General features: G+C 63.8%; 8 protein-coding genes. 4 read left to right on the plus strand and 4 right to left on the minus strand.

Going from position 1 to position 11,963, the window contains the following annotated elements; genetic code table 11:
* The 3 genes from AC1DJN_RS16210 to AC1DJN_RS16220 all read right to left on the minus strand — a co-directional run.
* Positions 1–2,317, minus strand: a 2,317-nt coding sequence (locus AC1DJN_RS16210; RefSeq protein WP_478039488.1) for an ATP-binding protein, incomplete at its 3' end; no start/stop codon positions are given.
* On the minus strand, positions 2,314–2,940 hold the full coding sequence (locus AC1DJN_RS16215; protein WP_134832523.1) for a response regulator: 627 nt from the start codon (positions 2,938–2,940) through the stop codon (positions 2,314–2,316). The genes AC1DJN_RS16210 and AC1DJN_RS16215, both read right to left, overlap by 4 nt.
* A 1,471-nt stretch (positions 2,941–4,411) precedes the next feature.
* On the minus strand, positions 4,412–5,344 hold the full coding sequence (locus AC1DJN_RS16220; protein WP_442251571.1) for a DNA-binding protein: 933 nt from the start codon (positions 5,342–5,344) through the stop codon (positions 4,412–4,414).
* Positions 5,345–5,447: 103 nt separating this feature from the next.
* Between AC1DJN_RS16220 and AC1DJN_RS16225 the strand changes: the two genes are divergently transcribed.
* From AC1DJN_RS16225 to AC1DJN_RS16240, 4 genes are all read left to right on the plus strand, one after another.
* Positions 5,448–6,575 carry a tyrosine-type recombinase/integrase gene (locus AC1DJN_RS16225; RefSeq protein WP_478013509.1) on the plus strand — a complete coding sequence of 376 codons (1,128 nt, stop codon included), beginning with the start codon at positions 5,448–5,450 and terminating at the stop codon, positions 6,573–6,575.
* A 131-nt stretch (positions 6,576–6,706) separates the two neighbouring features.
* Positions 6,707–7,867: an SAVED domain-containing protein gene (locus AC1DJN_RS16230; protein WP_442251569.1), complete on the plus strand. Its 1,161-nt coding sequence runs from the start codon at positions 6,707–6,709 to the stop codon at positions 7,865–7,867.
* Positions 7,868–7,877: 10 nt separating this feature from the next.
* Positions 7,878–9,059 carry a nucleotidyltransferase domain-containing protein gene (locus tag AC1DJN_RS16235; RefSeq protein WP_442251568.1) on the plus strand — a complete coding sequence of 394 codons (1,182 nt, stop codon included), beginning with the start codon at positions 7,878–7,880 and terminating at the stop codon, positions 9,057–9,059.
* Positions 9,059–9,829 carry a hypothetical protein gene (locus AC1DJN_RS16240; protein WP_442251567.1) on the plus strand — a complete coding sequence of 257 codons (771 nt, stop codon included), beginning with the start codon at positions 9,059–9,061 and terminating at the stop codon, positions 9,827–9,829. Before AC1DJN_RS16235 ends, AC1DJN_RS16240 begins: the two co-directional genes overlap by 1 nt.
* A gap of 506 nt (positions 9,830–10,335) precedes the next feature.
* Here the strand turns inward: AC1DJN_RS16240 and AC1DJN_RS16245 are convergent.
* Positions 10,336–11,963 (minus strand): hypothetical protein (locus AC1DJN_RS16245; RefSeq protein ID WP_478039490.1); only part of this gene is annotated, 1,628 nt, incomplete at its 5' end.

Raw genomic sequence — 11,963 nt, forward strand, 5'->3', positions numbered from 1 at the left:
GCGCGGTTCCCACAGCCCGGGAGCCGCGCCACGACTGCAGCTCGGCCAGCAGCTGGCGCGCATCGTCCCAGCCGGGCGGCACGCGATCGCCCAGCTCCCATAGCTCGCCGGCGCGTGCATCCATGCCGCCCCCGTTGAGCATCTGCAGCACGCCCTGCAGGCGATGCGCATGATGGCGCAGCTGCGCGGCATCGCAACGAACGATCGCTTCGTGCAGGCATTGCAGCTCGCGATCGATATCTTCTTCGTAGGCGGCCAGCAGTTCGCGGGCAGTGCTTTCGAAGGCACGGCCGGGCACAGGCTGGTCCAGCGCCTGCAGCAGCGCATCGGCCTGCAACGGCTTGAGCAATACCGCGTCGATGCCGGCAACCTGGCAGCGCAGCGTGTGATCGTCGCCAGTGAAAGCGGAAAGCGCGATCAGCCGGGCGCGCGGCGCGCCTTCTGCCTCATGCAGCCGCAATTGCCGGGCCAGCGCGTAGCCATCCATTCCCGGCAGACCGATGTCCAGCATCACCAGCGGGCAGGGCGCCTGCATCTGGGCCGCCAAGGCATCTTCGGCATTGGCAGCCTCCTGCACCGTCGCGCCCCAGCGCCGCAGCTGGGCGGCAATGACCTGCCGGGTCAGCGCGTGATCCTCCACCAGCAGGATGCGCGTGCCGGCCAGCCGGGGCAGGGCGGACGCAGCGGCAGTAGCCGGTGCATCTTCCTGCACCTGCTGCACGGGCAGGCGAAGAATGAAGCGGCTGCCACGGCCGTGCACACTATGGACATCCAGGGTGCCGCCCATGGCCTCGGCCAACGTGCGACAGATGGAAAGGCCCAGGCCGCTGCCACCGCGCTGCCTGCCTGCATCGGCCTGCCGGAAGGGCTCGAACAGGGCGCTCATCTGCGCTGGCGCGATGCCGATGCCACTGTCGATGACCTCTATCAACAGTGATGCGTTCTTCGTGGGCGCATCCAGCTGCAGGCGCAGTTCAACGCCGCCTACGTCGGTGAACTTGACGGCATTGCCGAGCAGGTTGTCGAGCAGCTGGCGCAGGCAGTCCGGGTCCGTTGCCAGCATCGGGAACGGCGCCTGCGGTGCGCAGAGCTGCAGGCTGAGCGCCTTCTTCTGCGCGAGGGGCGTAATGGCCTGCAGCGCCTGCGTGCAGATCGCAGGGACGTTGCAGGGCACCCGCTTTGGCCGGAACGTGCCGCTGGCCAGGCGGGAGAAGTCCAGCGTGCGGTTGAGCAATCCGCGCAATGTCTGGCTGGCGGTGGCCGCAGCGGCGACCAGTTCGCGTTGCCCGGCTGGCAGTGGCGCCTGGCCCAGCAGGTCGATCGACGCCATGACGGCCTGGGCGGAATTGCGCACCTCATGGCTGATCATGCCCGTCATCTGCGCCTGCTTCTGATCAAGACCCTGCTGCTGGCGCAGCCTGCGTGCAGCCAGCAAGGGGAATGCCAGCAGCAGGGCTGCGGCTGGCAACAGCCAGACTACGGTGCCATCGAGGCCTTCGCGCACCTTCTGGCCGAGCGCGGCCGGCAGCGTCTGCCGTGCCCAGCGCTGCAGCAACTGGGCATGCTCTTCGATGGTGATGTCATCCAATGCCGCCTCGATACGATCCAGCAGCGCCTGGTCTTCGCGCCGGGCAAGCAGATGCAGCTGGGTCGAAAGATCGGCATCCACTGTCTGCAACCGCAGGCTGTGGGAGAAGTGACGTCGTGCTATCGCACCTGCAGTGGATTCCAGCCCGATCGCAGCGTCGGCAATGCCGGCATCCACGGCAGCCAATGCCGCCCGCATGCTGGGGTGCGGCAGCACAGGCACTGCAGGGTGATGCTGTGCGAGCCACACAGGGTAGGGGCCTCCTTCAACAGCAGCGATGCGCAGCGTGCCGAGATCGGCAGCCCGCTGCGGCAAGCGCTCGCCAATGCGGCCGGCAAGCACGCTGGCACCGCCAGGAAAACTGCGCGAGGGCGCCAGGCTGGGGCAGGGCAGGCGTGCCCCATCGTCAGCACCCATCGCCAGCACAAGATCGGCCCGCCCCTCACAGACGGCGGTCATCGCGGCGAGGGTGCTGGAAAAAGGGACTTCGACGAAGGTCAGGCCGGAATGGCGGGCCACGAGCGCGGCATAGCCATGCGCCAGCGTCTGCAGCACCTCGGGGTCGGCAGCATCTTCGGGCACAGGGTGCAGCGTGGGGGCCGCGGCCACCCGGACCACGCGCCCCGCTGTCCATTTTCCGTGCTGGATGTCGCCCGCGGACGTACAGGGAAGCAGGGTGAACAGCGCCAGCAGCATGAGCCTGCGGCCACGCTTGAACAGCGCGGTCACAGTGCCTCCAACTGCTGCCGTATCGCGAAGATCTCCGCGTCATTGCGCAACCCCAGCTTGCGCAGCGCGGCAATCTTCTGCGTGCTGACGGTCTTGATGCTGCGGTGGCGATGCAAGGCAATCTCCGAGACGGTCAGCCCATCCAGGACCAGCCGGATGACCTCGCGCTCGTTGCGGCTCAGCGCATCGCAGGGCGTCAGCAGCTTGCACGACGGCGGAATGCGGCAGAGCCCTTGGGACACGCGTACGACCGCGTCGGACAGTTCAATCAACGGCTCGGATTTGCCGACAAAGCCGCTGATTCCGGCATCCAACAGGTGGTTGATGATCGCCACCGAGGTCTGTCCGGCAAAACCCAGCAGCGTTACCCTCGGCAATGCCTGCCGCAGGTGCTCGACGAGCTCGGTGCCGCTGATATCACCGGGCGCCAGGGTGATGTCGATGATGGCCACATCGGCATGACGCTGCTGCAGCGCCTGCACGAACGCCTGGCTGTCACTGTGGCTGGCGATGATCTCGAAGCGGCTGTCGTTGCCCAGGTGGAAGGCCGTGCCGCGGCGGACGACGTCATGGTCATCAAGCAGGGCCAGGCGAAGCCGGCGCGGTGCAGGGAATCCGTTCATGCGCAGGAGTGTTGTCAGCGCCCAGTGGCGTGGCACTCATTCTGGCGCCGCTGTCGCGTCGAGCATCGAAAACATTCGATTTTTGAGATTTTTCCTAGAGTGGAAGTAGGAAAAGTTGGAGGTTTGTGTCGGGATCTGCACAGCGCGGGTGCAGCGAAGTAGCCTGTTGCGTCTGATGATTTTTGAATCGCGTCTGCAATGAGCGCGCGGACCGCGTGCACTGCTCAAGTTGAGTGCGTGCTCCGCTGGCGAGATGCCAGCGTCCACGCTCCGGTCAAGGACGGGTCCAATCACGAGACGTTCCAGAGCGGCGCGATTGACGGGTTGGCGGGCGCAATTAACGTGACGCGTCACGGTGGTCGCGGGTCCGCCGGCGTTGAATTCTGCAGGGCTGAGGGCTTGGGTTCCCTCAGAATTGAACGTTGGTCCGGTGAGGTACGCCTGACTAGTGGAGACTGGACCTTGCGACTGCTCGTGTGGGCGTGTGCTGCCAGGACATGCCGGGTTGCCCCTTGTGGGGCGCCGGCGACCAGGGGGGACAGAGAAGCTACGGCTGGGTTGGGGCCCGGGTGATGTCCGGGGTGCCATTGGCCGGGCTCGGTAGCGGAGTCGATGTCCGGTCTGCTTTGAACATAATATACATTATGCGAAATGCCGTAAGCGCCGGTCGGCTGACGGCGAATTGGCCTGGGAACTGCCGCCGGTGACGAAGCAGGTAAATCTGTTACCCAGCGCCATGTAAAAGTGTTACTTGTACGGCGGCGAGCGCCTGTCGCCTCTGGTTGCCGCGGACAACCTGCCCTGGTTGCGAGCCTAGCTCGGCCGTTCCGCCTCGGAACCTCGCTCCAAAATTGGGCCAAGCTTTGGTGGTCGCCGCAGCGACGGCGCTCTAGCTCCAATGTCGCCATCGGGCCCGCACAATGTAGTCATGCTGCCCACATACGCCCCCAGCTGCTCGTTAGCAAGCTGTAGCGCAGCATATAAGTTGCTGGCCGATGCTGCTTCGGCGGTTGCCGGAACGACTGTGTTCTACCTGCAATGTAGCCATGGTGCCCGCAGAATGCAGCCATGTTGCCCGCACATAGCGCCTGCTTTCGATGATGTTCGGATATGTCGGGGTGCGAACCGTTGCCGTCTTAGAGTTATGCTTGCGTCTATGGCGAACATCGAGTTCCGCGATCGCGTGCGCTGATTTCCGTTTCGGTATTCTGGTTAGAGGCGTTCGATGAGCTACCTAGCATCCCTGTCCACTTTTCAGCAGATGACTCTCTTTGCCGCTCTCGTCATGTTCTCGGCGGTGACGGCGACCCTTGCCGCAATTTTTGTGGCGTATCGTCAGAACAAGCGGCTGGGTGACCGCTCAGGTGGTTTCGATAGACGGCCTAGTCGCTCTGGCCGCGGTAGCCGATGAAGGCGGTAGTCTAGTCAACTCGCGCTGATGTCAACTGAGATGTTCGATCAGCGGTTGTGACTACGACCCCCGGTTAGTCTGTTTCGACCGCTTGCGTTTCGGTCTGGCATCAGCAGCGATGCCAGCTTCCTTGGATCGCTTGAGCGCCACTTCCAACTGGGCCGGCAAATCCCGAAGTCCTGTCAATTGCCCTTCGAGCGCATCACATCTGCCGCGCAGAATATCGGCAGATTGACCTGCCTTGGTTGCCGCTGATTGGGCGGCTTGGATATCTTGGCGCAGCTGGTTCTCAAGGGCTCTATGTTGTTCGGTTGCTTTGCTCAGCTGCGCCTGAAGCTCCCTCACCTCTTGGCGCGCGCGGTCGACATCGCTCAGCGCCCGATTCTCGACAGATCTGACGTACTCGGCCCAGTCTTCTCGCTCAGATTTCGCCGTTTCCAGTGCCTCATGGAGGCGGGTATCGAGCTGATGTCTCGCTGCTTCACTCCGATCGGCTCTTCGAAGTTCGAGGCCCCGTTGTTCTGCGAGTTCAGATATCTGCAGGCGGAGTTGACCAACTAGCTGCTGAAGCTCTGTAGCTTGCGTAGCTGCAATTCTCTCTCCAGTAAGTGCAGCGTCGCGCTCTGAACGCATTTGCGTCAGCTCGCCATCTACAAGCCGTGATTTGACCTCCAGTGCATCACGCTGGGCGGCCAACGACTGCTTAGCCTCTGCAAGCTCTCGATGGGCGGCCTCCTGGGCATGCTTCAGCGCCAGCTCCCACCATTGCCCGGCGAGTTCTGCCAACACTGCTGGCGCATCTTCCAGTTCCGGACGCGCTCGCTGCAGGCGCGTACCAAGTCGGTTCCACCACGTCTCCAGCCAGCGGGTCACGGTGTTCGGTGAGCCTGTCCCCAGGTGAGCCCGGATCCGCTCGACGGTCGGGCGCTCGCCCTTGGCCACCAGCTCGTCGGCGGCGGTATGGACGTCAGACTCAGTGATGCCGCGGGCCATGCGAAGTCTCCTGTACTGGCGCCCTGCTCTGCTGGTAGTGTACTCACGATAAGTGATGATTATCGTGGGTATGGTCGTCTAAGCGTAGCGTACATTACATAGTATGAAAGATATTTCTACAATTCCCGTACTTGCCGCGACGGCCACCAGCCTGGTCCTGCCCGAACAGCTGGCCCAACAGGCTGCCGATGCGGTCCGCGAGCTGCTGGCCGAAGCCGCAGCCGAGAACACCACTCGCAGCTACACCAGCGCCCTGCGCTACTGGGCCGGCTGGCATACGGCGCGCTACGGCATTGAATTGGCCTTGCCGGTGCCCGAGTCCATCGTGCTCCAGTTCGTAGTTGATCACGTACAGCGCCGCTCGACCGACGGCGAATTGGCCTGGGAACTTCCACCAGCCCTCGACCAGGCCTTGGTGGCCGCTGGCCTTAAGGCTAAGGTCGGCCCGTGGACCTTGGCGACCGTGCGCCATCGCGTTGCCGTGCTGTCCACCGCGCACCGCTTGAAGCAAGTGGCCAATCCCTGCGAGCAGCCGGCAATCCGCACCGTACTCAGTCGAGCGGCGCGGGCCGCGGTCAAGCGCGGCGAGCGACCACGCAAGAAGACCGCAATCACCCTGGCCGAGCTGGAGGCCATGTTGGCCACCTGTGACGATAGCCTAGAAGGTCTGCGCGATCGCGCCCTACTCTGCTTCGGATTTGCCAGCGGCGGCCGCCGGCGCAGCGAGATCGCCGCTGCCGACCTGCGCGACCTGCGCCGGATTGGCGAGGCGGGCTATATCTACCGGCTGGAGCACAGTAAGACCCAGCAGGCCGGGGTTAAGGCCACCTCGACGCCGAATAAGCCGGTGCTCGATCGGGCCGCCCTCGCCCTTGAGGAGTGGTTGGATGCCTCAGGCCTCACCGAGGGGGCAATCTTCCGGCGGCTGTGGAAACAGCGGGTCGGCCCTGCCCTGTCCCCGGCCGCCGTAGGTGAGATCGTGCAGCGGCGGGCGCGGCTGGCCGGGCTGGAGGGGGATTTTGGTGGGCACAGCCTACGGTCGGGGTTCGTGACCGAGGCCAGCCGCCAAGGGGTGGCCCTGCCGGCGATTATGCAGCTGACCGAGCACCGCTCGGTGTCGAGTGTGGTGGGGTATTTCCAGGCTGGTGCCGCGGCCGACAATCCGGCGGCGCGCCTGTTGGACGGCGGTCTTACCTCGAGTGATGGGGATCAGTCAAGCAGCACCCCTTGAAACAGTGTCACGCGCCACAAGATGGAGGGGTAAGCGTCGCATTCAGTGTCTAGTCCTTGGGGTTTTGTCGCAGCGTGTGCGACATCGGGCGAGCACGATGGGACACTCAACCACCTTCTGGGGGATGACAGATGGGCAAGGCGGCGGGCAAATCGACGCGCGGCAAGGCGGTCTCACCGGCGACGCAACGAGAGGTGTGGGCCCGCGGTGCCGGCGTATGCGCGTGGCCGGGCTGCGGCGCGGTGCTGTATCAGGACCCCCTCTACCTGACGCCGAGCGGGTTCGGTGAGCTCGCCCACAACGTTGCCGCCAGTGCCGACGGGCCGCGAGGCGATGCGCGGCGCTCTCACCCGCTGTCGGACGATCCCGGCAACCTGATTCTGTTCTGCCCCACACACCACGCCGTGGTCGATAAGCCTGGTTGGGAAGATCACTACCCCGAAGCCCTGCTGGCGCAGTGGAAACAACAGCACGAGGCCGCGGTGCGCGTCGCCGGCCAGCACAGCCATGGCCGCAAGGTGCTCGGGCTGCACTTTCGTGGGGTTATCGGGCGCCAGATCATGGCCGGGGATGCGGCCAGCGCCCTGAAGGCCGCGGTGCAGCGCGGGCTGGTATTGACCGAACGGCCGGTCGAGGTCGACGTTGATGCCAGTGGCTACGAGCCGCAGAGTGCGGAGTACTGGCTGCACGTATTGACTGCCATCCGCCAGAAGGTGCGAATGCTGCAAGCGCGCCCTGAATCCGATCGCGCAATTGCCTTGTTCGGTCTTGCCGACATGCCGGCGCTGATGGTGATGGGATTCGCGCTCGGCCACTCCAGTGAGCTGTACCCGTTCCAGTGGGACCGCCACGCGCAGAGCTGGCAGTTCCCCGACAAGGATGCACCGGCCTGTGTCTTCGACATCAAATGGCCGACGCACTGGGATGGTCCGGTTGCCCTAGTGTTCTCGCTGTCCGGCGTGATCGAACCCGAGCGCATCTGCACTGCCCTCAACCACGATCAACCCTCGGTGATTCACGTCACCGTCGACCGACCGCGGCTCGATCTCGTCCAAGGGCCCGCGACGATCGATGCGTTTCGCGCCAAGGTCGCTAGCGTGGTGGCGCAACTGGAAACCCAGTTGCCGAAGACCGCGCCGATCCATGTGTTTCCTGCGATGCCGGCCTCGCTTGCGATGGCCTTCGGTATCGCGGTCAAGCCAAAGGTCAGTTTCCCCTTCCATGTGTACGACGCGGACAAAGGCCACGGTGCCTTTCATCCGGCCCTTTCCCTGCCCCTGATCGAACGCTGAGGTGATTGTGATGGACAGCCGTGCCCCGAACTCGCGCCTAGAAGTCCTGCTCAAGGACATCGATCTGCCCGCTCATGCCTACGAGCGGGCAGAAAGCCGCTACAAGGATCTCGGGCGGTGGATCGCGCGCCCTGAATCCACGTTGGCCCGACACGACGCCCATGTCTTCGTGCAGGGGTCTTTCGCACTCGGTACCGCGATCCGGCCGATCAACGACGACGACGAGTACGATTTGGACTTCACCTGTAAGCTTCGAGAGGGCGTGTCACGCGATACGCATTCCCAGCAGGACCTGAAGGACTTGGTCGGGGGCGAGCTGGCGGCGTACCGCCATGCCCGCCAGATCGACCGGCCGCTGCAGCCGAAGAACCGCTGCTGGCGCCTGCGCTACAAGGATAAGGAGCTCCCGTTCCACCTGGACGTGGTTCCCGGTATCCGGGCCGATGACGACCGCCGCCGCTACCTGCGCGAGCAAATGGAACTGCATGGCGTCCCGGCGGCGCTGGCCCAGGACATCGCCCGCAAGGCGCTTTGGATCACCGACCAGCAGCATCGCGCCTACCGCACGCGCAGCCGTGATTGGCCGTCGAGCAACCCCGGTGGCTACCTGCAATGGTTCCTGTCGCGCATGCGGGCGCCCGAACAACGCGGTGTACTTGCCGAGGCCCAGATCGACCCGGTCCCGGTCTACCGCAGCAAGACAGCGTTGCAGCAGGTCGTGCAACTGCTGAAGCGGCACCGCGACATTCGCTTCGCCAGCGATCCGGACGTCAAGCCGGCCTCGATCCTGGTCACCACTATCGCCGGCCAGGTGTACGTTCATGGCGAATCGCTGACCCAGACCTTGCGCCGGGTCCTGCTGGAGCTTGACGAGTTCAGGCTTTCAGGCGCCGACGAGATCCGCAACCCGATCAACCCGCAGGAGAACTTTGCCGATCGCTGGCACCGCCAGGACTGCCTCGAACTCGAGCTAAAGCGCCACTTCCACGAGTGGGTCGAAGCCGCCAACCGCGACTTCGCCGCGTTCCTAGACAGTCCGCACGCCGGACGTCTCGTCGAGATGGCGGAAGACCACTTCGGACTGAAGCTGTCGCAGGACGCATTCCGTGGCCTGGCCGGTGTCGTCGCCGCGCCGGCGGTGGTCCGGCAGGTGCACGTCGACTCCGCGCCGGCGCGCCCCTGGCGCGAGTGATGCAATTCTTGCAGTCCCACGTCGACGAACTGTTGACGGCGTGGCCGCGGTTGCGCCGACGGCCGAGCCGCCGTGCCGACGTCGTGATCGTCGGCGGCGTCCTCGACTTCAGTTGGGTGCCGCCGGGTCGCCCCGCCATCACCGACACATACCAGGTACGCCTGGAGGTGCCTCTGTTTTCGACAGAGACGTTGCCGAATGTGTACGAGGAGGGTCAACGTGTCCCGCGCACGCCGGACAACCACGTCAACAGCGCCGGCAACCTCTGCCTAGGGTCGCCGCTGCAGCTGCAGCTCAAGCTCGGTCCTTCACCGACCCTGCTCGCCTACGTCGATCAGTGCGTGATCCCATTCCTATACGCCGCATCTTGGCGGCAACGGGGCTACGCCGGCTACCCGTTCGAGGAGCTGGAGCATGGCGCCCGCGGCCTTTACGACGACTATCAGCACCTGCTCGGCCTGCATACCGGTCCCGCGGTGCGGGCGGCACTGCTGGCGCTGACCAAGCGAAAGCGCGTTGCCAACAAACTGCCATGCCCATGTGGTTGCGCGAGGCGCCTGGGGCGGTGCAACTACCGCGCCTCGCTGAATACTTGGAGGAGGCTTGCGCCAAGAGCCTTCTTCCGTAAGGTCTTGGCACAGTTACTGGCGTTGGATGCACCCGCGGCGCCGGCGCCGTCGGCCCAGCGCCGCCTCAAACTTGCCAACAGCAAGCGCTGCATGCGTAACCCTGTTGTCACGCGCCCTGCCCTCGTGGCCTGCGTTCCTTAGGTGCGGCGCGCGAGGCGCTGCTGGGCCAGCACATCATGCGGCGGTGAGAACGCGCGGATGTGTAGCCTTTAGCTTGCGTCGCTTGCGTCGCTTGCGGTGTCGCGCAGGGTTGTCCTGAGCAGTGCCAAGCCTAGAAAGATGGGGGGCTCGCCTCGGCCAAAACCCACCACAAGCCGCTGCGCCGCCGGCAACTCGAACCCGGCCGTCGGCGTAGAAGGAGTGAGCAGCTGCGCAACTGAAGCGTCTGAACTGCTCAGATGACCCGCCTCATCCGTCAGGCGGTCCAGACGCGCACCGAGGGCTTTAAAGTCCTTCAGAGCCTTGTCTTTTGAACGCAACCCCAAGGTCTCAAGCGCCCGACGCAAGGCCGCTCGCACCTCCACTGCGGCGATGGATTCGGCGAGGACGAGTCCATTGAAGGGATTGAGAACTACTGGCGCTCGTAATCCGCAAAGATTGGTCGGTGCGCTGCCCCCGCCCTGCGCTGCGCGAGTGTGATCATGAAGTTAGTTCCACAGTGATTTGACGTCCGTGACCGGGACTGCCCCGGTGGCCTGTGCGATGAAAATCGCTACCTCCAAGGTCACGCTCTTGGTAACCATCGCCTGACTAAGCCGGTTGCGTGTTCCTAGAACCTGGAGCAGTGCTATGGGGTCGCTCTCGGCTTCACGCCGCATGTAGTCGATAACTCCCTGCACGTACGCGTCCGGCTTATCCGGCGTGCTCCTCTTGAACATCGGGAGTAGAGTGTCGTCCGGCAACAGCAGTAGCGATCGCTGGAAGTCTTCACGGGCAAGTTTCTCGAACTTGGCCAGATCTTCCCGTGCAGGCACCCACTTTGCGGTTCGCGTCTGCGCCATCTCCTGCATCGCCCGTTGGAAATCCGGACTAAGGTCAGCAGGATTCGGGAAGACGAGCACCTTCCCTGCGACGATGAGCGGCTCAAGCAACAACCAGAACCAAACGTTCTTCAAAAACTGTAGTTTGTGCTGCTCCGGGGATGTGACAGGACTGAAATCGGGGCGAAGATTGCGTGAGACGAGGAACGGATCCATCACCAGAATCTGATCGAACAGCGGCACGAGGCTTATGAAACTTTCGCCTGCTGTGCGCGGATCGGACGGCCCCATGTACACCGCACGCACTCGGCCGTTACTCTGCCGGGGAAGCAGCGCAGTCAGATCGGTGTTTTCCGGCCACAACCCCTGGGAGATCCGATGCAGCTGGGAAACCTGCTCGTCGGACAGCGTATGTTGGACACGGCTCCACGCGTTCTTGTCGTTCAAGTTCAACACGCCAGCGATCGCGCGCAGAAACGCTAGGTTTCGCTCGCGAAGGCTGAGCTCGTCCCACCGCGGTCGCTCCCATGACGCCAACAGCTCGCAGCACGTGTCGTAGGGGCTGCCGCTGCCGCATGGACAAGGTTCTCCGGTCTGCGGCGGCGACAATGGAGGTGGTTTGGCCACGAACTCGTGCTCACGTGAGGTTCGCCCATAGGCGTCTCGATAGCCATAAGTGCCATCTTTGAAGCCGAAGTATGTATCGCCGCCGTAGCGCCATAGCTCTGCTTCAGGCGGGCGCAGCAGCTCGGCCAGACGGGCGTGATCTAAAGGCCGATCCAATTCCGGATACAGCCATTCCGGCCTTCCTGCGGCGATGTAGCGGCGCGCGCGCCCCTTGAGCCAAGCGTTCACCGTGACGACTTCTTCTCTACTGAAGCGACGCCCTCGGATAAGACTATCCGTGCGCATCATCGCATCACCGAAATAGCGTGCGTTCGTTCGTTTTGCCGCGAGAGCGACGTCACTGGGATATTTGGCGTAATCTACATGCGTCAGAATTAGCAACTGATTGCCGTCGAGTGGGAATAGCGTCTGCGTGCCGTTCCAGGTTATGGGAGCGTCGTTGGGATAGGCTTGGACGGCCGCGTCACTTGGCAGCACGGCATTGAAGGTCGTTACTGGGTGGTCGACGATGAGGAACTTGACATCCGAATCCTCGGCCGAGACCACCTCATGGACGGCCTCGGCCCACAGAGCGCCGAACATGTGACGCAGATGCTGCATCTCCACTAGCAGTTCGACCTGCGAAAGCGCCGGATATCGACTTCGAATCCAGTCCAGACCTTTTGGAG

The organism is Stenotrophomonas sp. 05L414_2 (assembly GCF_056397905.1).

What these genes read in the sequence shown, in the direction of transcription:
- AC1DJN_RS16215 (WP_134832523.1), bottom strand. Translation starts at nt 2,940, where the DNA reads ATGAACGGATTCCCTGCACCGCGCCGGCTTCGCCTGGCCCTGCTTGAT.
- AC1DJN_RS16220 (WP_442251571.1), bottom strand. Translation starts at nt 5,344, where the DNA reads ATGGCCCGCGGCATCACTGAGTCTGACGTCCATACCGCCGCCGACGAG.
- AC1DJN_RS16225 (WP_478013509.1), top strand. Translation starts at nt 5,448, where the DNA reads ATGAAAGATATTTCTACAATTCCCGTACTTGCCGCGACGGCCACCAGC.
- AC1DJN_RS16230 (WP_442251569.1), top strand. Translation starts at nt 6,707, where the DNA reads ATGGGCAAGGCGGCGGGCAAATCGACGCGCGGCAAGGCGGTCTCACCG.
- AC1DJN_RS16235 (WP_442251568.1), top strand. Translation starts at nt 7,878, where the DNA reads ATGGACAGCCGTGCCCCGAACTCGCGCCTAGAAGTCCTGCTCAAGGAC.
- AC1DJN_RS16240 (WP_442251567.1), top strand. Translation starts at nt 9,059, where the DNA reads ATGCAATTCTTGCAGTCCCACGTCGACGAACTGTTGACGGCGTGGCCG.